General features: G+C 63.0%; 24 protein-coding genes. 8 read left to right on the forward strand and 16 right to left on the reverse strand.

Translation table 11 applies throughout. The features are described from left to right. Position 1: 1 nt before the first annotated feature. The 9 genes from HMPREF2698_RS09760 to dacB are packed head-to-tail and all read right to left on the reverse strand — an operon-like array spanning position 2 to position 8,148. Positions 2-475: a DUF3180 domain-containing protein gene (locus HMPREF2698_RS09760; protein ID WP_070564114.1), complete on the reverse strand. Its 474-nt coding sequence runs from the start codon at positions 473-475 to the stop codon at positions 2-4. Between the two features lie 3 nt (positions 476-478). Continuing rightward, complete coding sequence (gene folK / locus HMPREF2698_RS09765; RefSeq protein ID WP_070532253.1) at positions 479-949, reverse strand: 2-amino-4-hydroxy-6-hydroxymethyldihydropteridine diphosphokinase; 471 nt, start codon at positions 947-949, stop codon at positions 479-481. Further along, positions 949-1,320 (reverse strand): dihydroneopterin aldolase, encoded by a 372-nt coding sequence (gene folB / locus HMPREF2698_RS09770; RefSeq protein ID WP_070564117.1) that lies wholly within the window; start codon positions 1,318-1,320, stop codon positions 949-951. Before folB ends, folK begins: the two co-directional genes overlap by 1 nt. 4 nt (positions 1,321-1,324) lie before the next feature. After that, on the reverse strand, positions 1,325-2,254 hold the full coding sequence (gene folP, locus HMPREF2698_RS09775) for a dihydropteroate synthase (RefSeq protein ID WP_070564120.1): 930 nt from the start codon (positions 2,252-2,254) through the stop codon (positions 1,325-1,327). Between the two features lie 5 nt (positions 2,255-2,259). Then, entirely contained in the window at positions 2,260-2,850 is a 591-nt protein-coding gene (folE, locus tag HMPREF2698_RS09780) for a GTP cyclohydrolase I FolE (protein WP_070562366.1), read from the reverse strand. After that, entirely contained in the window at positions 2,840-5,293 is a 2,454-nt protein-coding gene (gene ftsH / locus HMPREF2698_RS09785) for an ATP-dependent zinc metalloprotease FtsH (protein WP_070564123.1), read from the reverse strand. Before ftsH ends, folE begins: the two co-directional genes overlap by 11 nt. A 48-nt stretch (positions 5,294-5,341) precedes the next feature. After that, on the reverse strand, positions 5,342-5,929 hold the full coding sequence (hpt, locus tag HMPREF2698_RS09790; RefSeq protein WP_070532240.1) for a hypoxanthine phosphoribosyltransferase: 588 nt from the start codon (positions 5,927-5,929) through the stop codon (positions 5,342-5,344). Further along, the gene (gene tilS, locus HMPREF2698_RS09795) at positions 5,913-6,872 is read right to left on the reverse strand and encodes a tRNA lysidine(34) synthetase TilS (protein WP_070532237.1); all 960 of its coding nucleotides are present in this window, start codon (positions 6,870-6,872) and stop codon (positions 5,913-5,915) included. Before tilS ends, hpt begins: the two co-directional genes overlap by 17 nt. Further along, positions 6,862-8,148, reverse strand: coding sequence for a D-alanyl-D-alanine carboxypeptidase/D-alanyl-D-alanine endopeptidase (gene dacB / locus HMPREF2698_RS09800; RefSeq protein WP_070532234.1), 1,287 nt, complete (start codon positions 8,146-8,148; stop codon positions 6,862-6,864). The genes tilS and dacB overlap by 11 nt, the downstream gene beginning before the upstream one ends. A gap of 69 nt (positions 8,149-8,217) precedes the next feature. Here dacB and HMPREF2698_RS09805 point away from each other — a divergent pair, with 69 nt between their 5' ends. Continuing rightward, complete coding sequence (locus tag HMPREF2698_RS09805) at positions 8,218-8,691, forward strand: inorganic diphosphatase (RefSeq protein WP_070564228.1); 474 nt, start codon at positions 8,218-8,220, stop codon at positions 8,689-8,691. A gap of 404 nt (positions 8,692-9,095) precedes the next feature. Continuing rightward, positions 9,096-9,653, forward strand: a complete 558-nt coding sequence (locus HMPREF2698_RS09810) for a DUF559 domain-containing protein (RefSeq protein WP_236659381.1) — start codon at positions 9,096-9,098, stop codon at positions 9,651-9,653. A gap of 78 nt (positions 9,654-9,731) precedes the next feature. On the opposite strand, the gene HMPREF2698_RS09815 is transcribed toward HMPREF2698_RS09810, so the two are convergent. From HMPREF2698_RS09815 to HMPREF2698_RS09825, 3 genes are read right to left on the reverse strand one after another with little or no spacing between them, the layout of a single operon-like run. After that, positions 9,732-10,661 carry a S41 family peptidase gene (locus HMPREF2698_RS09815; protein ID WP_070445869.1) on the reverse strand — a complete coding sequence of 310 codons (930 nt, stop codon included), beginning with the start codon at positions 10,659-10,661 and terminating at the stop codon, positions 9,732-9,734. Then, on the reverse strand, positions 10,658-12,058 hold the full coding sequence (locus tag HMPREF2698_RS09820; protein ID WP_070564126.1) for an FtsX-like permease family protein: 1,401 nt from the start codon (positions 12,056-12,058) through the stop codon (positions 10,658-10,660). The genes HMPREF2698_RS09815 and HMPREF2698_RS09820 overlap by 4 nt, the downstream gene beginning before the upstream one ends. Beyond that, entirely contained in the window at positions 12,055-12,741 is a 687-nt protein-coding gene (locus HMPREF2698_RS09825; RefSeq protein WP_070445863.1) for an ABC transporter ATP-binding protein, read from the reverse strand. The genes HMPREF2698_RS09820 and HMPREF2698_RS09825 overlap by 4 nt, the downstream gene beginning before the upstream one ends. 98 nt (positions 12,742-12,839) lie before the next feature. Here HMPREF2698_RS09825 and HMPREF2698_RS09830 point away from each other — a divergent pair, with 98 nt between their 5' ends. Together HMPREF2698_RS09830 and HMPREF2698_RS09835 are read left to right on the forward strand one after the other, a co-directional pair. After that, positions 12,840-13,544: a sensor histidine kinase gene (locus tag HMPREF2698_RS09830; RefSeq protein ID WP_070564129.1), complete on the forward strand. Its 705-nt coding sequence runs from the start codon at positions 12,840-12,842 to the stop codon at positions 13,542-13,544. Between the two features lie 3 nt (positions 13,545-13,547). Next, entirely contained in the window at positions 13,548-14,204 is a 657-nt protein-coding gene (locus HMPREF2698_RS09835) for a LuxR C-terminal-related transcriptional regulator (protein ID WP_070564132.1), read from the forward strand. Positions 14,205-14,366: 162 nt separating this feature from the next. On the opposite strand, the gene HMPREF2698_RS09840 is transcribed toward HMPREF2698_RS09835, so the two are convergent. Then, positions 14,367-15,179, reverse strand: coding sequence for an endonuclease domain-containing protein (locus tag HMPREF2698_RS09840; protein WP_070564135.1), 813 nt, complete (start codon positions 15,177-15,179; stop codon positions 14,367-14,369). A 91-nt stretch (positions 15,180-15,270) separates the two neighbouring features. On the opposite strand from HMPREF2698_RS09840, the gene HMPREF2698_RS09845 reads away from it, so the two are divergent. The 4 genes from HMPREF2698_RS09845 to HMPREF2698_RS13450 all read left to right on the forward strand — a co-directional run bounded on the left by HMPREF2698_RS09845 (position 15,271) and on the right by HMPREF2698_RS13450 (position 20,605). Next, positions 15,271-15,570 carry a rhodanese-like domain-containing protein gene (locus HMPREF2698_RS09845; RefSeq protein ID WP_070564138.1) on the forward strand — a complete coding sequence of 100 codons (300 nt, stop codon included), beginning with the start codon at positions 15,271-15,273 and terminating at the stop codon, positions 15,568-15,570. 54 nt (positions 15,571-15,624) lie between these two features. Then, positions 15,625-16,101, forward strand: a complete 477-nt coding sequence (locus HMPREF2698_RS09850) for a MarR family winged helix-turn-helix transcriptional regulator (protein ID WP_070445848.1) — start codon at positions 15,625-15,627, stop codon at positions 16,099-16,101. Further along, the gene (locus HMPREF2698_RS09855; RefSeq protein WP_070564141.1) at positions 16,102-20,088 is read left to right on the forward strand and encodes a Pls/PosA family non-ribosomal peptide synthetase; all 3,987 of its coding nucleotides are present in this window, start codon (positions 16,102-16,104) and stop codon (positions 20,086-20,088) included. It abuts the gene before it with no gap. Positions 20,089-20,458: 370 nt separating this feature from the next. Next, positions 20,459-20,605, forward strand: coding sequence for a hypothetical protein (locus tag HMPREF2698_RS13450; RefSeq protein ID WP_168164027.1), 147 nt, complete (start codon positions 20,459-20,461; stop codon positions 20,603-20,605). Positions 20,606-20,699: 94 nt separating this feature from the next. Here the strand turns inward: HMPREF2698_RS13450 and ppk2 are convergent, their stop codons facing one another. The 3 genes from ppk2 to groL all read right to left on the reverse strand — a co-directional run bounded on the left by ppk2 (position 20,700) and on the right by groL (position 24,483). Then, on the reverse strand, positions 20,700-21,599 hold the full coding sequence (gene ppk2, locus HMPREF2698_RS09860; protein WP_070564144.1) for a polyphosphate kinase 2: 900 nt from the start codon (positions 21,597-21,599) through the stop codon (positions 20,700-20,702). Between the two features lie 559 nt (positions 21,600-22,158). Next, the gene (locus tag HMPREF2698_RS09865; RefSeq protein WP_070564148.1) at positions 22,159-22,341 is read right to left on the reverse strand and encodes a PorH family porin; all 183 of its coding nucleotides are present in this window, start codon (positions 22,339-22,341) and stop codon (positions 22,159-22,161) included. A gap of 495 nt (positions 22,342-22,836) precedes the next feature. Continuing rightward, complete coding sequence (gene groL / locus HMPREF2698_RS09870) at positions 22,837-24,483, reverse strand: chaperonin GroEL (protein ID WP_070445838.1); 1,647 nt, start codon at positions 24,481-24,483, stop codon at positions 22,837-22,839. Positions 24,484-24,521: the final 38 nt, after the last annotated feature.

Consider the following 24,521-nt stretch of genomic DNA (forward strand, 5'->3'; position numbering starts at 1 on the left):
ACTAACTTACCGCTTGTGCACCATCAGATGGAGGTGGCACCTCGCAGTGTCGCTCCAGCACCACTCCGGCAACGCACATCGCGGCACCACCCAGCGCCGAAGTCACCACCCCGGTCAGGTCACCGGACGCAGCAACGAGCTCGCCGGCGCGCGGCACGACATAGACCGCCATTCCCGCATAGGCCCCACCCACGATGGCGCCGGTCCACGCGGAGGCTTTACCGACGAGCAGGAATTGCGCGATAGTCATGGGATTCAGCTGCGAGTTATCCAGGCCGATGCCATGCTCATCGTCCTTGGCGCCGCGCACCTTGAGGGTCAACAGCACACAGACCAGCGCCATGGCCCACAGGGAAATCGACACCGCTGCCGGAATGGCCAGCATTGAGCCATAAAAGCGGGTGGTGAGGATGGCGGCCGCTGCGGCCACGAAGAGGGCCACGCCGACGAGCGCGCTGATCGACGTCCTCCTCATCGCCTACCCCACTTCCTTCACCGCTGCGACCTCGTCCTCATCGAGGCCCGCGATGAGCTCGCGCACCGGGGTGCCGTTGAGCTCCGCGTGCTCATCCGCAGCCAACCACGGCACGAGCACGAAAGCGCGCTCGTGTGCATAGGGGTGCGGGAGGGTGAGCTCCGGATCATCGGAGGTAACGCCGTCTATCTGCACGATGTCCACGTCTAAGGTGCGCGGACCCCAGTGCCGCACGCGTACGCGCTCGGCGGCTTCTTCCAACTTCTGGCCACGGCGCAGCAGCTCCAGCGGAGTGCAGTCCACGTCCACGATAAGCACTGCGTTGAGGAATTCATCTTGGTCAGTCACACCCCACGGCGGGGTGGCATAGACCGGGGAGGCCGCAACGGTCTCGGCGGCGAATTCATCGAAAACGGTCTGCAGGAGCGCGCGGCGATCCTCCATGTTGGACCCGATGGACAAGACAGCGCGCATTAGCCTGCCATCCGCTTCCGGGAGCGGCGCGCTACGACCGCGACGTCGGCAAAGGTGCGCGGGATGGGTGCCTTCGGCTTGTGGATCGTCACCTCGATGGCGTGGAGGATCTCGAAGCGCTGCATCGCGGTCTCGGCGACTTCAGCGGCCACCGTTTCGATGAGATCGCGGGAGGGGCCTTCGACGATGTTTGCTGCGACGTCGGCAAGCTCGGCGTAGTTGACCGTCCGTGACAGGTCATCCTCGATGCCCGCGGTGTCCAACCAACATGTGACGTCCACGATGAAGGGCTGCCCCGTCTTCTTCTCTTCCTCGAAGACGCCGTGGTAGCCAAAGCATTCCAGGCCGGTGAGCTCGATGCGATCCGCCATGGGTTTAAGCCCTCCCCAGCGAAGTCGAGACCACGGTGCCTCCATCGGCGCCGTTGGCGTAGCTACCGGAGGCATGCTCGCCGCCGGTATACGCCGCGCCCGCATTCCAGGCCGCGGCGACATCCACGGCATCGCGGGAGACATCAACCTCGTGCACGCGCACGCCCCACGCTCCCATCTGTGCGGAAATGGCGGTCACGGCCGCGGTGGCCGGATCCGCGAGAAGCGGGCTGGACTCGACACCGCGATCCTCCCGGATGGCGGCGAGGAAGCGCTTGCGGGAAGCGCCCACAAGCAGCGGGAACTCGCCCTCCAGGAATTCCGGCAACGCCTTGAGCAAAGCCCAGTTATCCTGCGGGGACTTGGCAAATCCCAGGCCCGGATCCACCACGATATTGTCGTGGCTAACACCTGCCTGGAGGGCGTTATCGGCGAGCTTCGCCAGGGACTCGTGGACATCGCGCACCACGTCCCCGCCGTGGTCGGCCACTCCGGCGGCCGAACCGAATTGGACGGTGCGCCAGTGCATGAGGCACACCGGCAGACCGGTAGCCGCCATAGTGCGGTACATCTCCGGGTCGGCGGCACCACCGGAGACGTCATTGATCATGTCGGCACCAGCTTCGGCGGCAGCTTGAGCAACCGAGGCTCGCATCGTATCCACGGAGGTCTTGATCCCCTCCTCGTGCAGCGCCTTGATGACGGGCACGACGCGGTGCTCCTCTTCTTCGGCCGCGACACGCACTGCACCCGGGCGGGTGGACTCGCCGCCCACATCGATCATGTCCGCGCCGGAGGCCACCAAGTGCCGGGCGTGCGCGATGGCGTCGTCGACATTAATCCAGCGTCCGCCGTCAGAGAAGGAATCTTCCGTGACGTTGACGATGCCCATGACCAGCGTGCGGCCGGGGACGGTGAGGTTGCTGACTGCCATGGAAACTAGCTCCTAATGAGGCTCATGACCTCCGCACGGGAGGCCGCATTCTTCTTGAAACCGCCGCGGACCGCGGAGGTCGTCGTGGTAGCCCCCGGCTTGCGGATGCCGCGCATGGCCATGCACAGGTGCTCGCACTCGATGACCACGATGACGGACTGTGCGTGGAGGACGTCCACGAGGGCGTTGGCGATCTGGCTGGTGAGGCGTTCCTGGACCTGCGGGCGCTTGGCGTACATATCCGCCAGGCGGGCCAGCTTAGACAGTCCGGTGACGTGGCCGTCGGGGCCCGGGATGTAGCCGATGTGCGCCTTGCCGTAGAAGGGCACAAGGTGGTGCTCGCACGTGGAGTAGATGGGGATATCGCGCACGAGGACAAGCTCCTGGTGCTCCTCGGCGAAGGTCTTGTGGAGTACCTCAGTTGGATCCTGGTGCAAGCCGGCGAAGACCTCGGCATAGGCGCGGGCTACGCGGGCCGGGGTCTCGCGCAGGCCCTCGCGGTCAGGGTCCTCGCCCACCGCGAGGAGAAGTTCGCGGACGGCGGCTTCGGCGCGCTCGTGGTCAAACTCGCGCTGCGCCGGGATGTTATCGCTCATTGTTCTGGCCGTCCTTGTACGGGTTGTTGCGGTATTCATTCTCTCCCCAGCCGGGCGCGCCCCAGGCGTGATCCTCTGGCTTGGCGTGGCGGCCGCGGCGCTGCAGTTCGCGCTCGCTTGCCTGTGGCTCCTGGCTGGAGCGCTGCTGTGCTTCCGCGGTGTTCGGCACACGCGGAATCTCTTGGGTGTCCTCGCTACTGGGCCCTGCCTGCTCTGGGGCCACGGTCTCCTCCTGCGCCGCGTCGCTGACAGCTTCGTCCTCGCTCAGCTCGCGGCCAGTGGGTTCGGTGATCTCGGACTCGCCGAAGAAGGTGTTGCCCTTCTCTGGATCCACGTAGTCACCTGCGTGCTGGCCAAAGCTGAAGCCGATCTCCTTGACCGGCGCCGCCGTCCCGGCGGCGTCAGCGGGCTCGCCGCCGTTCTCCTTCGCGCGCTCAAGCTCCGCCTGGCGGCGCTCGCGGGCGGCGCGGGAGGCGTCGAGAAGCGTCATGCGTTTCGGCAGTTCCTCACCACGCTCCTGGGCCAGCTCCACCGGGGTCTTCACCGGCTCGCGGCCAGCCTGGCGCGGGAAGCGGGCGTCCTCGTTCGGGAAGACGTCGAAGGCCTCGCGCGGCTCGATGCCCTCGAAGATGCCCTCGAGGTCCGGGCGGCGCAGGGTTTCCTTCTCCAGCAGCATCTCGGCGAGCTTATCCAGGTAGTCGCGGTGCTCGGACAGGATGTCATAGGCCTGCTGATGAGCGCGGTCCAGCAGGTAGGCCATCTGCTCATCGATCTTGGCGGCTACGGAATCCGAGTAGTCGATGGACCCACCGCCGCCGGCATAGCTGAAGGGATCACCCTGCTCCTTGCCGTACTTCACGGTGCCCAAGTCCGGGCTGAAGCCGTATTCGGTCAGCATGGAGCGCGCAATCTTGGTGGCGTGCTCAATATCCGAAGAAGCGCCGGTGGTGGGTGCGCCGAACACAAGCTCCTCCGCAGCACGCCCGCCCATGGCGAAGACGAGGCGAGCGAAAAGCTCATCGCGGGTGTACATGCCCTTGTCGTCTTCCTGCGCGGTCATGGCGTGACCGCCCGTGCGGCCGCGGGCCAGGATGGTCACCTTATAGACGCGCTCAATGTCCTTGAGCGCCCACGCCGACAAGGTATGGCCGCCCTCGTGGTAGGCGGTGACCTTCTTCTCATGCTCAGAGATGATCTTGCTCTGGCGGCGCGGGCCGCCGACGACGCGGTCGGTGGCCTCCTCCAGCGCGTCGTAGGTAATGACGTTACCGCCAATGCGCGCGGTGAGCAGGGCAGCCTCGTTGAGAACGTTGGCCAGGTCCGCACCGGACATGCCGGCGGTGCGCTTGGCCAGCTGCGCCACGTCCACTTCCTTGGCCAGCGGCTTGTCCTTAGCGTGCACGCGCAGAATCTGCTCGCGGCCGGCCAGGTCCGGATTGGTCACCGGGATCTGGCGGTCGAAGCGGCCCGGGCGCAGAAGCGCCGGGTCCAAGATGTCGGGACGGTTGGTGGCGGCGATGAGGATGACGCCCTCACGGTCACCGAAGCCATCCATCTCCACGAGCAACTGGTTCAGCGTCTGCTCGCGCTCATCGTGGCCGCCGCCGGTACCGGAACCACGCTGGCGGCCCACGGCGTCAATCTCATCGACGAAGATGATGCACGGGCTATTCTGCTTGGCCTGCTTGAACAGGTCGCGCACGCGGGAAGCACCGACGCCGACGAACATCTCCACGAAGTCGGAACCGGAAATGGAATAGAAAGGCACGCCGGCCTCACCCGCAACGGCGCGGGCCAGAAGGGTCTTACCCGTGCCGGGAGGGCCGTACAACAGCACGCCGCGCGGGATTTTCGCGCCCAGCGCATGGTAACGCTCCGGATCATCCAGGAAGTCCTTGATCTCCTGGAGTTCATCCACCGCTTCATCCGCACCGGCAACATCCGCAAAGGTGTTGGTGGGCATGTCCTTGGTCAGCTCCTTGGCCTTGGAGCCACCAATGCCGAACATGCCGCCCGCGCCCTGCTGCATGCGGGTCATAAGCCAGAACAGCAGCGCGAAGAGGATCAGCATCGGCAGCAGGAAGCTGATCATGGAACCGATGAAGGAATCCTGCGTCACCTTGGTCTGGTACTTCTCCGCACCAGAGCCCTTCACCGCGTTAAAGACCTGCTCGGAGGCGCGGGCCGGGTACTTGGCAATGACCTCTTCGACGCCTTCCTGCTCCTCCACCGTCACCGGCTTCTTGAGCTTGAGGCGCAGCTGCTGCTCGCGGTCATCGATCTGTGCTTCCTCGACGTTCTTATCCGTCAGCTGCTGCATGGCCACGGAGGTGTCCACCTGCTTGAAGCTGCGGGCATCATTGCTAAAGAACGTGAAAGCGTACAGCAGGATGAGAACTAGGCCCGCGATCGAGCCATAGCGGATGATGTTCTTATTTTTCATTAATTACCTTGCGAATTCGAGGCCTCATGCAACAGAGGGCAAGAAAAACTAGTCGTTGCTGTATACCGCAGGCTCCAGCGTGCCCACATAGGGCAGGTCACGGTAGCGCTCCGCAAAATCCAGACCATAGCCCACGACAAACTCGTTGGGGATATCAAAGCCCACGTCGAAGAGATCCAGCTCCGCCTTGACTACCTCAGGCTTGCGCAGCAGCGTGACCACTTCCAGTGAACGGGGGTGGCGGCCCTGCAGGTTGCGGATGAGCCAGGACAAGGTCAGGCCGGAGTCGATGATATCTTCCACGATGACCACATCACGGCCCTCGATATCGCGGTCCAGGTCCTTCAAAATACGCACCACGCCCGAGGAGGAGGCCGAGTTGCCATAGGAGGACACCGCCATGAACTCCAGTTGGGACGGAATGGTGAGCTTGCGGGCAAAGTCCGTCAAGAAGAAGACCGCACCCTTGAGCACGCACACCAGGATGAGGTCATCATCGGCGTTGCTGTATTTCTCGGAAACGCGGTCCGCCATCTCTTGGATGCGCGCCTGAAGATCGTCTTCGGCGACGAGTACGTTTCTAATGTCCTCTCCATAAGGATTGGCGGGGACGGCTGAATCATGGGTGTCGTGCACGTGAGCGCTCCTTTGCTGACCGAGGCAATAGTGACAGTTTGCCACCAACGCGTGCGACTTCCAACCTTGTACCTCTCTTTTCACCACGGACGGCGACTGGCCCCTGCCCATGCCACTGCACGCACAGGGCATCGATGCCGCGCACCGCCTCGCGCGTAACCTCTACCCCTTCCTCGCGCAGCCACGCGGCAATCGCCCGGCGGCGCTTCGGCTCGGGAAGGGCGGCCAGCTCGGCGCAGTCGGGGGTGGGGTGGGTGGTGAGGAAGGCGTCGTCAAGCGCGGCGTCATAGGCTGCCTGGGCCAAAGCCGGCACGGGGTCACCGCCCAGGATCTCCTGCAGGCGCGGGAGGATCTCGCGGCGCAGCGCCACGCGGCGAAAGGCCGGGTCCTGGTTCTGGGGATCGTGCCAGACGTCCAGCTCCAGCTCCGCGCAGGCGGCCTCGGTCTGAGCGCGGCGCACGCGCAAAAGGGGGCGCAGCACGCGCACGCCCTCCACCTCGGAGCGCTCGCACATGCCCGCCACCTTCCCCCGCAGGGCGCTCAGCAGCAGGGTTTCGGCCTGGTCATCGGCGGTATGAGCCACCGCCACCTCGCCCCAGGGCGCGAAGGCACGGTACCGGGCGGCGCGGGCTTCGGCCTCCACGGAGCCGTGCTTGGCGACGTCCACCGGCAACACCTCCGCCCCCGCCCCCAATCCACGAGCCTGGTCGGCAGCCCCGCGCGCCTGTGCGGCCGAGCCTTCCTGTAGGCCGTGGTCGACGCAGAGCGCTGTGACCTCATGACCTTCTGCGACGAGGGCCGCGGTCAGCGCCAGCGAGTCGGCGCCGCCGGACAATCCCACCGCTATGGCGCGGGGGTGCTGCCCCACCACGGCGCGGGCGGCCACCCGGCAGGCCAAGAAGTTGGGGCTTTTACGTGGCCAAAAAGGTTTCTTAGAAGTCATGGAGTGCGGCGGCGAGGGCGTCTTGGGCCTGGCGGGCGGAGGTGACTTCGCCGTCGTTGACCAGGAAGGCGAAGGCATAAACCCGGCCCGACTGGCCTTGGGCGGTGCCGGTCAGCGCGGAGGTTCCGGTGAGTGTGCCGGTCTTGGCGCGCACGAAGCCGCGGGCGGGCGAATCGGAATAGCGCTCATAGAGGGTTCCTTCGCCGCCGGCGAGGGGGAGGTAGCCCAACAGTGGGCGTAGCTCTTCGGTGGCTACGGCTTGATCCGCGATGTGGGCGAGGAGGCCTGCCGGGATGCGATTATCGCGGGAGAGACCTGAACCGTCCTTTAAGGTGACGCCGTTGACGTCGATGCCGGCGCCGCTGAGCACGTCGAGGGTGGCCTGCGCGGCGCCGTCGAAGCTTGCCTCCGCGTCTTGGCTGATGGCCAGCTCGCGGGCGATGGCCTCTGCCATGACGTTGTCGGAGTCCTTCGCCGCTTGCTGCGCGCGCAAGGCCAGCGGCTCGGACTCGCTGGAGGCGATGGCCTCCGCGTTGTCGGGTGCGGGGGCCATGTCGGCTTTATCGGTACCCAGGCGTTTGGCGAGCGCGCGGGCGACGTCGAGTGCCGGCTCATGGGAGCGCGGGACGTCCCCGGTCTTCTCCCCGATGCGCCCGCCGTAGAGCATGGCTGGCTGGATGGGTGCGACATAGCCACCGTCGATATTGTCATCGTCCCAGCCGGGAGCCTGGTCGGGGCCGGCCCAGACGGAGGTATCAATGGATACTCGGTTGACGGTGCTCATGTGCTTCTTGATCTGCTCCGCGAGCTCATCGAGGCGCTCGTCCGTCAGCCACACATCGCCGGAGGCTTTGATGACCACGTCGCCATCGTTATCGCCTTTGACCACTTCCGTGGTGAGGCGTTCTTCTTCATCGAGCGCGAGCGTTGCTGCGGCGAGGGTGAGGACCTTGGTCGAGGAGGCAGGCGTGAGCGGCTTTGCGGGTTCGCGCTCCCACAGCACCTCGTGGGTGGTGGTGTCGATGACCTGACCGCCGAAAGTGGCGAGAGCCTTGTCTTTGCCCAGCTCATCCAACTTCGCTTTAAGCGCGGCGGTGTCTATCTCACCAGGCTCGACGGGTTGGAGCAGCGTTTCGGGTTCTGCCTGCTTATAGGGTTGGCCGTGGTCCAGTTGATCGTAGGTGCGCTGGACTTCTACGCCCACTGCGGCCGTCGCCGCCACGACGCCGGCCGTGACGAGGGCCGCAGTACTCCACCAGACATGCTTAGCTTTCATCGCCCTTTAGACTAGCGCGGTAGACTATGCGGAGCACATGCCAACCTATTAGTTATGGAGGATTCAGCCGTGAGCGTTGAAGTAACCATCGAGATCCCGAGGGGCTCCCGCAACAAGTACGAGATCGACCACGAGACCGGCAAGGTCCACCTCGACCGCTACCTGTTCACCCCGATGGCCTACCCGGCTGACTACGGCTTCATCGACCACACCCTGGGTGAGGACGGCGACCCGCTCGACGCACTAGTGATCCTCCCGGAGCCGGTCTTCCCGGGCGTTGTCGTGGAGGCCCGCATTCTCGGCGTATTCAAGATGACCGATGAGGCCGGCGGCGATGACAAGCTGCTTGCCGTCATCGATGACCCGCGCTGGGAGCGCTACCAGGACATCAACGATGTGGAGCAGCACATCAAGGACGAGATCGAGCACTTCTTCGTCCACTACAAGGACCTGGAGCCGAACAAGGAAGTTACCGGCTCCGGCTGGGGCGACAAGGCTGAGGCAGAGAAGATCCTCGAAGAGGCTAAGGCTCGCTTCAAGTAAGCCGCTGCTTCCGCGTGCCAGCGAGAGCACTGTCAGGTACGTTTTGGTAAATAAGGGCTGAAAACCTACCAGTTTTTCGCCACTATTTGCGAAAACGTACCTTTTTCGTTCCGGGGGGAACATTGATTGAGATTTATCGGGGACGCGATGTCTCCCGCGGGGCTCGGCGCAAGGGAGCCATCAAGATTGCGAATGGCTTTTACCTCTCAAAGGAGCCAACACCGCTTCAGCTAGCACAAATCATGTCGCGTGAATGGCCTGACTTAGCGCTTGACGGCTATTCCGCCGCTCGCCGGTACTTAGAACAGCCCCTTCAATTCCCGCTCGAGTTTATTCGCGACTCCACTCTCCCATCGAGCACGTACTTTCGCAGTCGGCGGGCGCGCCCCAAGGCGCTGGGCAGCATGAACGGAGTCAATGTATGTAGTCCCCTGCAATGCATTGAGACGATGGCGCAGGAGGATGCCGTAGCCTTCATCGAGGCCTTCTTCGCCGGGCCGCACGGACGCTCGCGCATCGAGACCGAACAGCTAGACTTTCGCCGCCTGCCCAAGCACACGCGTGAAATCCTAGAGAAAGCCATCGTTGGGGCGGATAGCAAGCCGGAGCGCGACCTCACCCGAGGCCTCGAGCCGCACGTCAAGGTCCGCAACAACGTGCGGGTTGGGTCCTACCGCTGGGACTTGGTGCTAGAGGAGTACAAGGTGGCCATCGAGGTGGACGGCTATGCCTATCACAAAGGCGAGAACCGGCAGCGTTTCGAAATCGACCGCCAGAAGCTTAACGACGCCATCCAGCGCGGCTACCGGCCCCTCCACTTCACCGCCGCCACGATTGAGCACCACCTCGACGTCGCTGTGTACCAGGTTCTCGCGGTCATACAAGGGCGGGGTGAGTTCGTGCCTCCGCCGTGGAAGTGGCACCACTACTGGCGGTGGGAGGGCGAGCGTTGGGCGGGCTAGCGTTGCAGCTGTTCAGCCGCAACGTGCCGACAACGAACTGGGCTGACTAACGCTGCGGCTTACTAACACTGCAGCTAACTAACTACAGTGGGACGCGAGCCAGCCGTCGAGCTCGGATTCCGGGGCATCGGGAGCGATGGGGTCCTCGGCGAATTCCTCGCCCGTGCGCGCCTTGTCCTTGGCCGTGGTGAGCATGAGCGAGCGGCCGTCCGGATAATCCAGGACCACGTTGGCAGAGGCGTAGCCGGCAGTCGGCTCACCGAAGGTCCGCACGTTGTCCAGCCCGCGGAAGGCCAAGAGGGTGGCTTCGGCGGAGGAGGCGGTCTCACCGTCGGTCAGCACGGCGACGGGAACGTCGAGCTTGCCGCCCGCTGTGGTGGTTGCAGTACCTCCGCCGGTCACGGAGTTTCCGTCGATGACCACGTCAGTTGTGCCCATACGGCTGACGAAGGAGAGCGCGGTGCCATCCGGTAGCAGGGGGCTTAAGCCCGCATACATCGGCCCCATGTCGCCGCCGTCATTGCTCCGCAGATCCACCACGGCAGCGCAGGCCTCCGGGTGCGCGGCCAGACCTTGAGCGAGCGTATCGGCGTAGGCCTGGCCGTCATCGTGGCGGCCGATGGAGGGCACGGTCGCGCGCAGGACGCCGTCCTCGAAGTCGACCGAAGGCTCGGTGCTTTCGGCGGCCTTTTCTTTTTCGGTGCTAAAGACCTTGGAGTGCTTGCCGCCGGCGGCGTTGATGGCAGCATCGAGGAGCTCGGTGTTCGTGGGGTCCTCCTTGAAGGCCTCGCGTGCGCGCTGGAATTCCTCACTTTCGCCATAGATTCCGGAGAGCGCTGCGGTATCCACCATCGCGGTATTGATGCGCTTCTCGCTGGCATTAAAAAGAAACACGGGTTTTCCGAAGAATGCCCCACCGTAAGAGGGGCCGAAGAAATACACGGCCGCAGCCACGGCGATGAGGGCAACGAGAAAAAGTCCGCCGAAGATTTTCAGTACAGTTTTCATTCTTTTCTCCCTCCGGTTCGCAGCACGTAGCCGCGCAGGGGCTCAACAAGGATAATGGCAAGCAGCGTGACCAGCCAGCCCACGGCTAGGAATCCGAAGGCCATGAGCAGACGGCCAAGAACGTCGACATTGCTTTGTTCGACGCTGGAGAAGAACATCAGCGAGGCGATCCCGCCGCCGAAAAGGAAGCCGAAGAAGCTCAATCCCACCACAGGCCCCATGATGGTCAGGACACCGGAGCGGAACTGGAAGCCGCGCGGCACGCCCATGAGATCCAGGGAGCGGATGAGCTCCTTGTCCTCAAAGATGCCGGAGACCTGCCCCAGAATGATGGACATGGTGGTCAGCGTAAAGCCGAAGATGAGGGTTAATAAGACGCCGGTGGAGATGTCCTTAAATACCACGTTCATCCCCGGGTCCTCTTTGAGAACCATGGCCAAGGCATCAGAGCCCAAGGGGGCGGCAACGAGGAAGCCCGCCAAGTAGCCGAAGAACGCGATGGCCGCACTTCGCTTCCATGCCGGGCGCGCATTGCCCGCCACTCGCTGGCAGGCCACGAAGTGCGCGGTGCCAGGAAAGAGAGACATGATGTGTGCGCCGAGCTGCAAGATAAAAGGGGAAATGAGGTTGATGCTCATCACCATGCCAAACATGACGACGATGACCATGGCGGTCGGCGGGCCCGCCTTCCCGGAGAGCAACACACCACCGATACCCGCGATGATGAGGAAGACGATGACGCGCCACCAACGATAGGCCGCGGGCATCTGGCGCTTGGCCACACCCAGGGGGCTCACGCGCACGCGCTGCATGCCGACGAGTGCCGCACCGATGGCCAACACAAAGAGCACACCGGCCACGGCTAGATAACCCCACCACGGGAGAAGAATCTCGGATACAGCAATAGAACGCATCTGGAAGTCCACCTGCGTAAAGACCGGCGCGATGAGCAGGCTGATCAGCCCACCGAGCACGATGCCGATGATGGCTTGCAGGCCCGTCTCCACGATGGCCATGCGCTCCACCTGGCGGGAGCTCAACCCCAGAAGACGCAGGGTGGCCAGGCGCTGCTCCCGGCCGGAGGCGCCGAGGACGGCGGCTTGGGCTGTGAGGTTAAACAGCGCCGGAAGAATGAAGGCGCAGGCCAGCAGGGCCAGGGCAAACCAAGGATAAAGAAAGGCCTCCATCTCGTTACCGAAGGCCTCCTTGAGCGCGGGCGCGGCTTCCTCGACGTGCTGGGCGCGTTGCCAAAACATCCACGTACCGCCCGCGACGAGGAAGGCAATGGCGGAACCAATGGTCAGGCTCACAATGGCCAGCAAGGAAACAATTCCTGTTCCGGAGCGCGCACGAATGGATTCGCGCTGCAGGTCAAAGACTAAAGTCGCGGTGTTCATCGGATCACCTCGAGGCGGCGGTCATCGTGGATGATGCCATCGCGAATCTCCACGCGGCGCTGCATCCAGTCGGCCACCTTCGGGTCGTGCGTGACCATGACCAGGCTCGCCCCGGACTGGCGCACGATGGTGGTCAGCATCTGCATGACCTCGTGACCCGTGGATTGGTCCAGCGCACCGGTGGGCTCGTCGGCGAAGACGACGCCCGGATTGGCCACCAGCGCACGCGCGATAGTCACGCGCTGCGCCTGGCCACCGGACACCTGCGCCGGGCGGCGATCCGCCAGGCCGCCCAGGCCCAGCTGGTCCAGCAGCTCCATCGCGCGCTTGCGTGCAGCACTCCGACCCATACCGTTAAGCATGGCTGGCAGCGCCACGTTATCCACGTTGCTCAGCTCCGGCAGCAATTGACCATCCTGGAAGACGAAGCCGAAGTTGCGCAGGCGGAGGCGGGAGCGGGGGCCGTCGCCAAGCGCGGAGAGCTCCTCATCTCCGTAGTGCACGCTGCCGTGCGTGGGGGTGAGCACGCCGGACATGCAGTGCAGCAGCGTGGACTTGCCGGAGCCGGACGGCCCCATGACGGCCACGAGCTCGCCCGGCGCGATGTCGAGGGAGATTCCGGCGAGCACCGGGCCGCCGCCAAAATCCTTGGTGATGTCTGTCAGGGAAAGTGTCTGTGCCATGTCTCTCATTCCACCGTGAAGGGCCCGCAGAAAGAACAGCCCTAGCGTTGCTCTTTACGGTAGTGCCAGCACTACCCCTGTAGTCGGTGGCGCCCGTTATGCTGAAAGCCGTGTTCCGAAGAAAGCCCCAGCCCGCCAACCATGAGCAACAGCAAGCACAGAAGATTGCGCAGCTCACGGCCTCGCGCCGCGCCATCGCGGATGCCTATGAGGTGGAGCGCGCACGCATCGAGCGCGACCTGCACGACGGCGCGCAGCAATACCTCGTGGCCGCGAGCATGAAGTTGGGTGAGGCACTTCTCGACGCCCCCGCAGACCTCGCTGAGCTGCTTACCGCCGCCAAACAGGACGTGGAGCGCGGCCTGCACTCCCTGCGTGCCACGGTGCACGGCATCCACCCGCAGGTCCTGCAGGATCATGGTTTGGTGGCCGCGCTTGCCGACGTCTCCTCTTCCCACGGCCCCCACGTCAGCGTCTTCGCCCCGCATCCTTTGCCAAAGCTCTCCGCTTCCGTGCTGGCCTGCGGCTACTTCTTCGGCACGGAAGCTCTGACGAATGCGGCCAAGCACGCGCCCGGCGCGCCGGTCTCCGTTTTAGTGACCGCAGATGCCTCTTTAAAAATCACCGTGGTGGATGAGGGGCCGGGCGGCGCGCAGGTTGTACAAGGCCACGGCTTGGCGGGGATGGCCGAGCGCCTCGCCGCTTTCGGTGGCGAGATGACGCTGTCCTCTCCCCCGGGCGGGCCGACGAGGCTGGCGTGCTCGATTCCCCTTCTTCTCGATCGTGGACAGTCAGGAGTGTAAGAAATGGGTTTGAGAATCGTGGTGGCGGATGATTCCGCCATTCTGCGCGAGGGCCTAGCCGGCCTTTTGGAGCGCCGCGGGCATTCGATTGTGGGCCAGGCGGATTCCGCGCCGGCGCTCGAGGCCGTGGTGGACAAGCTGCGCGATGAGCTCCCGGATATCGTCATCACGGACGTGCGCATGCCACCAGGCATGGGCGATGATGGCTTGAAAGCCGCAGTGAACTTAAGAAACGCATACCCGGGTTTACCCGTCATGGTGCTCTCCCAGTATGTGGCCCCGGCATACGCGGTGGAACTCTTCGATTCCCCAGATGCCGGCACGGGCTACCTTTTGAAGGACCGCGTCTCCGAGGTGCGAGACTTCCTTTCCAGCCTCGACGTGGTGGCCCAGGGGGGCACCGTCATCGACCCCACCGTGGCGCAGGCTCTCATGAGTTCTGGGCGCAGCGGCTTGGGCGAGCTCACCCCGCGCGAGCGCGAGGTCCTCGAATTGATGTCGCGCGGCAAGTCCAACAAGGACATCGCCGCCGAGTTGGTCCTTTCTTCCGCCGCGGTGGCCAAGCACGTCTCCAATATTTTCACCAAGCTGCGTTTAGATCCCAGCGAAGACAACCGCCGCGTCAAGGCAATCTTGGAGTACCTCTCCGCGCACCGCTAAACCGGCCGCTGCCGTTTTGACCCCGTACTCCACACGGGTAGCAGCTGTATGCTTTCGCCCCTCGAGCACGTTATCTTGACTACGTTCACGGTAAATAAGGCCCAAATTTTCGCGATTTTTCGGCCTTATTTACCGTGAACGACATCAAACCCCCTCGCACACTCACACAAAGAACCGGTGCCACATCCACGGCGGGTCCAGATACCGTTTCGTCCCTTGTGCCACCCCGCGCACCTGCTCCACCACCTTGTCCAAATGATGCTCAATCGTGGTCGCGGTGAAGTGGAGGGGCGTATAGCCGCGATGCACCACATCATTCAACTTTTGGCGGTCAAGCTCGAACTGCCGGCGGTTTTCCCCGCGGTGATAAGCGTAGCCGTCGACCTCGATGGCAATCTTGTGCTCTTCCAAAAGGAGATCCCACCGGTAGGGGCCAATTTTCGCGTTGTTGAGCACCTTAAAGAAGGGCTCCAGAGCACGAGTAAGGGCCCGCTCGGGCACACTATCCGCACCGATGACTGCTTTCTCTAACACTCGCCGAGTGTGTTGCGGGAACCGCCGAAAGTCCATGGAGAGCAACTTCAGCCGCTTTTCCGCGTCCCTACCAGACAAGAACGTTTCCAGGAACTTCACCGCATGCGTTTCTTCTATGGCCTCCACCGCCTGCAGTGGATTGCAGACGTTTATCCCGTCATAGGGGAATACCCCCTTTGGGCGGGCACGGCGACCGACATAAAAGCGCGTATCCTCTAAGCCTTTTTCGCGAATGAGCTGCAGTGGAAAGCCAGGTTTCCGCTCAAGAAGCACCATCGCTGCGGAATATCCGTCCAACGCACTGTCTGGCCAATGCCGGCTGAGCACCTGCGCTAGCTCGTATGCCGTTGGTTCACGCGGTAGGTACAGCCCCCGCGTAATTTTGATCGCCTCACCTTTGGCCGCTGCCGCTGCGCCTGCGCGGCCGACAATCTCCTCCATTTAGCCCCCTCCGATTGATTACCCCACCCCGTACTCCTCACAGTAAAGTGCCCCAACCAGTCCCGCAAGAAAACCCCGTAAGCTGGTGCGCATGCAGAACGTACAACCCACTGAAGTACCTGAAAGCGCCCAGCTCATCGACGTCCGCGAGGGCCACGAGTGGAACACTGAGCATGCCCAAGGCGCCACGCACATCCCGATGGGAGACCTCGTAGAGCGCCTCGACGAGATTGACCCAGACCGCGATATCTACGTCATCTGCCATGCAGGCGGGCGCAGCATGCAGGTCTGCCAGTACCTCGAGCACGCGAAAGGCTGGGACGTCATCAACGTCGACGGCGGCACGGACGCATGGAAGGCCCAAGGCCGCCCCATGGTTTACCCAAACTAATGGGCCATAACCCATGATTTAAGTTTGCTACGGTAGGCGCGTAGTATCGTCGGCATGCCTACCTTTAACTCCGTATCGATTCCCACCTCGCTCCTCGAGTCCCCCTCCTTCCAGCTGGAGCGCCTCCGCCGCCGCACCCGCGAAGGCGTCGAGGCCGCACTACAAACGCAGAAGACCACCCTGCGCGAGTACTGGGTTCTCACCTGCCTGGTTGCGGAAGCCGCGTCCTCCCAGTCCGCACTATCGGAAACCTTGGCCATTGACGCTTCCGACATGGTGCGCCTGCTGGATTCACTGGAGTCTCGCAATTGGGTTAAGCGTGAGCGTGACTCCAAGGACCGCCGCCGCCAAATCATTGCCTCCACCAAGAAAGGCGTGAAGGCGCACAAAGAGCTCACCGTTTTGGTAGCGAAGGCCGAGGACGAAGCCCTCGACGCGTCCACCAACAAGCAGCTCAAGCACCTGCGCAAACTGGCCACCGCCATCATCGCAGCGGACGCACCGGCTGATGCAGAAAGCAGTGATGCTTAAATGACGGAACCCGATAATCTTCCCAGTACAGGGGGCCGCCACGCCCTGCACACAGACGAGCCCGAGATCCCAGTAATGCCCGAGGTCCCCGAGCACTACCTCCTTGGTGATGAGGCCGCACCGGCGCGCACCCTCTGGGACATCGTTAAGACCACAGCCGAGCACTTCCCCGAGGCCGCGGCCCTCGACGACGGTGAAATCCTCACCTACGCCGAACTGCTTGCCGACGTCTCCGCATGGGCCACCGAACTCCACGCCAGCGGTGTGCGCCGTGGCGACCGCATCGGCATCCGCATGACCTCGGGCAAGCGCGAGCTCTACCTGGCCATCCTGGCCACGCTCGCCGCCGGCGCGGCCTACGTGCCCGTCGATGCCGACGACCCCGACGAGCGCGCCGAGATGGTCTTCGGCGAGGCCGACATCGATGGTGTGTTCACCGACGAAGGTTTCCGCATGTTGCGGGAGGGCGGGGCGCGGATGGCGCGCCCCGCGTTCGACGAAAAGGATGGCGGTGGAGATGGCGTCCCCTTCGAGGAACCGCGACCCGAAGACACCGCGTGGATCATCTTCACCTCCGGCTCAACGGGTAAGCCCAAGGGCGTGGCCGTAAGCCACCGCTCCGCGGCCGCCTTCGTTGATGCCGAGGCTGCCCTCTTTTTGGTGGATAGCCCGCACGGTCCGCTCGGTCCGGAGGACCGCGTCCTGGCTGGCCTTTCTGTAGCCTTCGATGCCTCCTGCGAGGAAATGTGGCTGGCCTGGGGCCACGGTGCCTGCTTGGTTCCGGCCCCGCGCTCGCTGGTGCGCTCCGGCATGGACTTAGGTCCCTGGCTGATTCGCCGTGACATCACGGTGGTCTCCACCGTCCCAACCTTGGCCGGCCTCTGGCCCGCCGAGGCCCTGGACAACATCCGCCTCCTCATCGTCGGCGGCGAAGCCTGCTCCCAAGAGCTCACGGACCGCCTGGCCACCGAGGACCGCGAGATGTGGAATACCTACGGCCCCACCGAGGCCACGGTCGTGGCCTGCGCGCAGCGCATGCTGCCGGGCAAGCCCGTGTCGATTGGGTTGCCGCTGAAGGGCTGGGACCTGGTGGTCGTCGACAAGCACGGCGTCCCCGTGAACATCGGTGAGGTGGGCGAGCTCGTCATCGGTGGTGTGGGCCTGGCTGCTTACCTGGACCTGGTGAAGGATGCGGAGAAGTACGCGCCGCTGGAGTCCCTGGGCTGGGAGCGCGCCTACCGCACCGGTGACCACGTGCGCCTGGAAGAGGACGGCCTGTACTTTGTGGGTCGCGTCGATGACCAGGTCAAGATTGGTGGCCGCCGCATCGAGCTCGGTGAGGTCGAAGCTAACGTCGCCGCGTTGCCGAACGTGTACAACTCCGCCGTGGCCGTGCAGAAGACACCGGGCGGCGAGTCCGTACTCGTCGGTTACGTCTCCCTGGATGACCCGGATGCCGGATTCGACCACGAAGCCGCGCATGCCCGCCTGGCGGAATCCATGCCGGCAGCGCTCGTCCCGCGCATCTGCGTCATGGAGGAGCTGCCGATTCGCACCTCCGGCAAGGTGGATAAGAAGGCCCTGCCGTGGCCGCTGCCCGGCGTGGGCGTGGAGGCCGACGGCCTCAACCCCACAGAGCAGTGGTTGGCGGAGCTATGGGTGGACACTCTGGGTGTTTCCGTCGAGGACGTCAATGCTGACTTCTTCTCCCTCGGTGGCACCTCCCTGGCCGCGGCGACCTTGGTCGGCCGCATCCGCGAGCGCTTCCCCACCGTGGCTGTGCGCGATCTCTACGACCACCCGCGCCTCGGCTCCCTGGCGGAGCAGCTTTCCGACGCCGAGTCCGTCGAGGACGTCGGTCCCGCCCGCGAGGTCAAGCCCGTCGGCGCTGGCACGCGCATCGCGCAGACGCTCATCCAGATCCCCGTGATGACGCTGGCCGCTACGACATGGCTGGCCTGGCTGTTGTTGGGCTCCAATGTGGCGAACCTGCTCGGCGTGGAGTGGGCCATGACCACACCGTGGTGGCTGGTCATCCTGCTCCTCATCGTCTTCGTTACTCCCATCGGCCGCATCCCCATTGGCGGTTACGGCGCGCGGCTAATCACCGCCGGCATTAAGCCCGGCGAGTACCCGCGCGGCAGCTCCACGCACCTGCGTATTTGGGCAGCGGAGCGCTGGGCGGATGCTTCTGGCTCGCGCTCGATCGCGGGTGCGACGTGGGTCAACAACTATGCCCGCGCGCTGGGAGTGAAGATGGGCCGCGGAGTGGACCTGCACTCGCTGCCGCCTGTGACTGGCCTGCTGACCTTGGGCAAGCACGCTGCGATTGAGCCCGAGGTCGATCTCTCCGGCTACTGGCTCGACGGCGATATCCTGCGGGTTGGCGCCATCGAGGTCAAGGAAGGTGCTCGCGTGGGCGCGCGCTCGACGCTGCTTCCGGGCACCGTCGTGGGTAAGGATGCCCACGTCGAGGCCGGCTCCACCGTGACTGCCCGCAAGAAGATCAAGGACGGCCAGCGCTGGTCCGGCTCGCCCGCCAAGAAGGTGGGCCGCTCCAAGCACCGCTTCCCGTCACATGCCCCGAAGCGCCGCCCGTGGTGGGTGGCCATCTACGGTGCCACCTCCATCCTGCTGGCGCTTCAGCCGATTGTGGCACTCGCCGTGGGCGCAGCCGTGGTCGTTGCCCTCATCGCGGCCACCAACGGCTCCGCCTTCGTCGGCTCCATCTTCTTCGCCCCGCTGGGCGCGCTTGCGGCATTTGCTACCTTCATGCTGCAGACCTGGCTGGGCGTTCGCATCCTGTCACTGGGCATCAAGCCCGGCGTGGCACCGGTGCGCTCCGCCAAGGGCTGGCGCCTGTGGGCCATCGAGCGCCTCATGGACGAGGCCCGCACGCAGCTCTTCCCCATCTACGCCTCGCAGCTCACCCCGGCGTGGCTGCGTTCGCTGGGCGCGACGATTGGCAAGGACGTGGAGATTTCTACAGCCGTCATGGTGCCCAAGCTCACTGAGGTCAAGGACGGTGCCTTCCTGGCAGATGACACCATGATCGGCGGCTATGAGCTCGGCGGCGGTTGGATGCTCACGGGCGAGACCAAGGTGGGCAAGCGTTCCTTCGTGGGTAATTCCGGCATCACCGGACCGGGCCGCAAGCTGTCGAAGAACTCGCTGGTTGCCGTGCTTTCCTCGACGCCGAAGAAGACCAAGCCCGGCGCGAACTGGTGGGGTTCCCCGCCGGAGCGCATGCGCCGCGTTGAGGCCCACGTGGACGGTGTGGAGGGCGAATCCCTGACCTATAACCCGGGCTTTGGGGTCAAGGCCGCGCGTGGTGCGATTGAGACCATGCGCCTGTTGGCGCCGATGACCTCGGCCATGTTGCTGGCAGGAACCCTTGCATCGCTGTACGCGCTTGCCGACTCCCTCGGCATCGCCGCCGCCTGGGCCCTCGGTGGTGTCGTCCTCATGGTGGCAGGCGCCATCGCCATGACCATCACCGTCGCGGTGAAGTGGATCTGCGTGGGTACGCAAACCGCCGGCGACCACCCGCTGTGGTCCGCTTTCGTGTGGCTCAACGAGCTGCAGGACACCTTTGTTGAGGCTGTTGCTGCACCGTGGTTCTTTAGCCACACCTATGGCATGGGTGAAATCAACCAGGGCCTGCGCGCGCTGGGCGTGACGATTGGCCGCGGCGCGTGGATCGATTCTTACTGGTTCCCGGAAACGGACCTGTGTTTTGTGGGCGAAGGCGCTTCCGTCGGACCCGGCACCGTGGTGCAAACGCACCTCTTCCAGGACCGCGTGATGAGCCTGGACACCGTGACCATCAAGGCCGGGGCCACGCTTGCCTCGCATTCGGTGGCTCTACCGGCCTCAGTCATTGGCAGCGTGGCAACGGTGGGCCCTGGCTCCCTGGTGATGCGCGGCGACCAAGTCCCAGGCAACTCCGAGTGGCAGGGCAACCCGATTGAGCCCTGGAAGCACTAGGAAAACAGAGAACACGAGGCAGCCCCCGCTTGCACTGTATGCACCTGCGTACAGCGCTAAGCGGGGGTTTCCTTTTTCATTAACATCATTTACCTGCAGAAGAAGCACTGCGTGCTGACCCACCGGGTGTTATTCTGACAATGAAACTGAAGCAAGTTCAAGCCACGGTTTCGGTCTCACACTAACCCTCTAGCTCGCAAGGAGTTCAATAACAATGATCGGCACGCTCCTCTCCTCTTTCGGCCTCTACAACGTTCTCACCCGCTTGGGCCACATGGCAGAAATCCCGGCCATCGAGAACTTCGTACAGTCCTTCCACGTTTAAACTTTCCACCCGCATTTTTCTAATTCTCTCAAGGAGACTTTTCTTATGGGCACCGTAGCAACCATCATCAGCTCCATCATCGGTTCCGTCGCTAGCGCCGTTGGCCTTGGCCTTTCTTCCTTCGGCGTTTACTCCCTCCTGCTGGAAACCGGCCGTATCGCGCCGATCGTTCAGCTTGAGGCCCTCTTCTAAGCCGGCCAATACCAAAGCCCTAGCCCAGAAGTTGGGCTAGGGCGTTATTTCTATCCGCGGGACGAGGCTGGTACCCTCCCGCGAGATACGCTATTTAGTCACCGATCTGGTCGCGGCCGCGCTTCACAATCTTGTCATCCACCTGACCAACAACCTCATGGTCCTTGTTGGTGTATTCAAACTTGGAGAGTACGTAGCGCATAGCGTTGATGCGGGCGCGCTTCTTATCGTTGGACTTAATGGTGATCCACGGGGATTCTTCGGTATCCGTGTAGCGGAACTGCTCTTCCTTCGCGCGGGTGTAGTCATCCCACTTATCCAGGGAGGCCAGGTCCATGGGCGAAAGCTTCCACTGACGGACCGGGTCGATCTGGCGGATGGCGAAGCGCGTGCGCTGCTCCTTGCGGGTCACGGAGAACCACAGCTTGGTCAGGGAGATTCCCGAGCCCAAGATCATGTTCTCCAGCATCGGTACCTCGCGCAGGAACTCTGCGTGCTGGGACTCTGTGCAGAAGCCCATGACGCGCTCCACACCGGAGCGGTTGTACCAGGAGCGGTCGAAGAAAACGATTTCACCACCGGACGGGAAGTGCTGAATATAGCGCTGGAAGTACCACGCCGTGGACTCGCGCGGGGAAGGCTTCTCCAGCGCCACGGTGCGCGCACCACGCGGGTTGAGGTGCTCGTTGAAACGCTTAATGGTGCCGCCCTTACCCGCGGCATCGCGGCCCTCGAAGAGGATAATGTGGCGCTGGCCGGTTTCCTTCGTCCAGTTCTGCCATTTCAGCAGCTCAATCTGCAGGGCGCGCTTGATGGATTCGTACTCATCGCGCGTCATGCGCTCCTCGTACGGGTAGTTCTCGCGCCAAGTCTCGACAGGCGAGCCATCCGGCATGATCAGCGAGGGATCATCTTCATCAGAGTCATCGACGACGTAGCCGTCGGTCTGCGCAAGGTCGATCTCGGGGAGTTCGTCGTCTTTAATGTCAGCCATACCTTTAATTCTATCTAGGAAGCAGACATCTGGCGCGATAAAAGAAGTTGTAGCCGCGTGATTTACCCCCGTATGCCCGATGGGCGGCAGCATCCGCCCAGAATGTACGTTTCTAACAATTAGTGCCCCCGAAAGTTCTCGAAGATCTGGGGGCTTAAATGATCGTTTCGTACCCGCCGCGCGTACACGTTGGTACGTTTTCGCACGCAAGCTCATGAAACCGCCTGGTTTCGGGGGCTTATTTGCGAAAACGTACCATGCCACCGTGCTAGCCGGGCTCCATCCGGCGGCCCGGCCCTGGGCGTCCGTCCGGCGGCGAATTTCGGAAATGGGAAACCCCGCTGCCCAAATGGGTCAGCGGGGTTAGCGCTTAGTACTGCGTGAGCAGCGTGCTTTTTAGAGCAGGCCGATCAGCTTGGAAGCGCCGGAAGCCATGTCGCCCAGGTTGTAGAAAATGTTGAGCAGGAGGCCGATGATGCCGGAGGAAGAAAGGGTACCCATTTGAAATCTCCTTGGGATTGAAAGTGTGTGTTTAGTGCTGCCCTAAAGGGAAGCTAGTTTACTTCTTGGAGGACAGAGCCTCGAGAGCGGAGGTGTTCGGCTTAACAACGAAGGAGTCACCCTGCTGAGCAGCGCCGGAGATAGCGTCGAAGACGCCAGCGAAGCCGGTGAAGAGCTTCTTGATGCCGTCAGCGAAGGTAGCGAAGTTACCGAGCTGGTCACCGATGAAAGAAAGATCCATTGTGGTCTCCTCTTGTGAAGTCCGGGTAAAGAGATTGCCCGGAGGGGGTTTGCGGTTTTGCAGACACCCTCAGCGGGCGTCACAAGGAACTATTTTGGCACACCACTGACACATTGCAAGTGAATTCGTGGGTGATTTTTCGCGCAAAGCGCTCCGAAAATCAGAATCACTTTTCAGGTTATTAATTCATCTTCTATTAACCTAGCCTGCAATAACGCGCCTATCTGCAGAAATAGGGAGCGCTCGAAATGAAAGCTTAAGAAATCTTCCTCAGAACGTAACGTTAGCTCCCTGAACCACGATTCATAGGCTTGCTTTACAGAGTAAACTCGCGAAATATTTTTCGCAGGAGCTCCCCGAATTACCCCTATTCGGGGTGCTATAAGGACACAAAAGTGTCTCAAGAGGAAGAAAGCTCCCCACGGTCAACCGTGGGGAGCTCGTAATTTGCTAAGGCCTGAAGCCGCAATGCACTTCAGGCCGGGAAGCTAAGGACTAGAAGCCCATACCGCCCATTGCGTCAGCGTCCGGCATGCCAGCGCCTGCACCGGCCGGCTCCGGCTTATCAGCCACAACCGCCTCGGTGGTCAGGAACAGGGCTGCGATGGACGCAGCGTTCTGCAGCGCGGAGCGGGTGACCTTCACCGGGTCGTTGATGCCCGCAGCCATCAGGTCCACGTACTCGCCAGAAGCGGCGTTGAGTCCCTGGCCAGCCGGCAGGGAGGCAACCTTGTCAGCGACAACACCCGGCTCCAGACCAGCGTTCTGAGCAATCTGCTTCAGCGGAGCAGAGAGTGCCTCGCGCACGATCTTGACGCCAGTAGCCTCGTCACCGGTGAGGTCCGAGAGGGAATCCAGAACCTCGGCTGCCTGCAGCAGAGCCACGCCACCACCGGCGACGATGCCCTCCTCTACGGCAGCCTTAGCGTTGCGCACGGCATCCTCGATGCGGTGCTTGCGCTCCTTGAGCTCAACCTCGGTAGCGGCACCAACCTTGAGGACTGCCACGCCGCCGGCCAGCTTGGCCAGGCGCTCCTGCAGCTTCTCGCGGTCGTAGTCAGAGTCGGAGTTCTCGATCTCGGCACGGATCTGCTTGATACGGCCGTCGATCTGCTCCTGGGAGCCGGCACCCTGAACGATGGTGGTCTCATCCTTGGTCACGACAACCTTGCGTGCCTGGCCAAGGTACTCGATCTCAGCGGTCTCCAGGGAGAGGCCAACCTCTTCGGAGATAACCTGGCCGCCGGTGAGGATAGCCATGTCCTGCAGGGTGGCCTTGCGGCGGTCACCGAAGCCCGGTGCCTTCACAGCAACGGACTTGAAGGTGCCGCGGATCTTGTTGACCACGAGGGTGGACAGGGCCTCGCCCTCGACATCCTCAGCGATAATCAGCAGCGGCTTGCCGGTCTGCATGACCTTCTCCAACAGCGGGACGAGGTCCTTGATGTTGGAGATCTTGGAGGAAACCAGCAGGATGTACGGATCCTCGAGGACTGCCTCCTGGCGCTCCATGTCGGTAGCGAAGTAGCCGGAGATGTAGCCCTTGTCGAAGCGCATACCTTCAGTGACCTCAAGGTCCACGCCGAAGGTGTTGGACTCCTCAACGGTAATAACGGAATCCTTGTTCACGGAGCCGTTACCCACGGTGTACATAGCCTCGGCGATCTTCTCGCCGATTGCCGGGTCAGCGGCGGAGATGCCTGCGGTGGTGGCAATCTCTTCCTGGGTCTCTACTTCCTTTGCGGAGGAAAGCAGGGAGTCAACAACCTTCTTGGTGGCGGCCTCGATGCCGCGCTTGATGCCCATCGGGTTGGAACCAGCGGCTACGTTGCGCAGGCCCTCACGCACGAGAGCTTGTGCCAGAACGGTAGCGGTGGTGGTGCCATCACCGGCGACGTCATCGGTCTTCTTGGCTACTTCCTTGACCAGCTCAGCGCCGATCTTCTCGTACGGGTCCTCGAGCTCGATCTCGCGCGCGATGGAGACGCCGTCGTTGGTAATGGTCGGGGCGCCCCAGGACTTCTCCAGGACGACGTTGCGACCCTTGGGGCCGAGGGTGACCTTGACGGCGTCGGCAAGCGTGTTGAGACCACGCTCGAGGCCGCGACGTGCCTCTTCATCGAAGGCAATGATCTTTGCCATGTGTTTGTGCTCCTTAAGCTTTGTTGAGGACGACACTC

The sequence above is a fragment of the Corynebacterium sp. HMSC072A02 genome (assembly GCF_001810085.1).
Taxonomy (GTDB): Bacteria; Actinomycetota; Actinomycetes; order Mycobacteriales; family Mycobacteriaceae; genus Corynebacterium; species Corynebacterium hesseae.